1 protein-coding gene is annotated in these 549 nt (G+C 38.3%); it reads right to left on the reverse strand.

Going from position 1 to position 549, the window contains the following annotated elements; translation table 11 throughout:
* The coding region (locus ACFINU_RS10390) for a helix-turn-helix domain-containing protein (RefSeq protein ID WP_375667744.1) at window positions 1–98 on the reverse strand (98 nt) is incomplete at its 3' end.
* Window positions 99–549 lie beyond the last annotated feature (451 nt).

Below are 549 nucleotides of genomic sequence, written 5' to 3' on the forward strand. Positions count from 1 at the left end.
CGTCCAGCTCCTACACGATTTGAGCCTTTTTCATATTTTTGGATTTGTTGGAAGCTTACTCCTAATTTGTTTCCTAACTCTGTCTGAGAAATTCCCATTGAAATGCGTTTATGACGAATTCTTTTGCCTACAGAAATATCATTAAAATGTGGAGTTTTCTTTTGCACTTTAAATTCCCCCCGACCGGGTGCGAGCGCCCTCGCATTGGTATTCCGGGAGTTAAAAGTACTGAAGTTTGAATCAGCTTTTTGCTTTTAGTGCTTAAAGCACCTGGACATAGCAAAAGCTCCCGGAATCCCGGGAAACCCACAAAGTGGGCTAATTTTTATGTTCAAACTTTAAGGCTTTTAATCCCTTATTAATCGCTGCGTATACGATTAAAACATTCGCTTACCAATAAAGTAATTTCAGGAGATTGGCAAATAAAAATAGTTTTTATTTATAAACTTTATTTTTTAATGAGAGGCTATCCGCCTCTCAAACTCTCTGGAACGCTCACCAAAATCATGAGATCAGATCCGCTTTTAATGAGAGGACTAACAAGTCTTG

It is taken from the genome of Bartonella sp. AC130YNZD (genome assembly GCF_042196865.1).
GTDB lineage: Bacteria > Pseudomonadota > Alphaproteobacteria > Rhizobiales > Rhizobiaceae > Bartonella.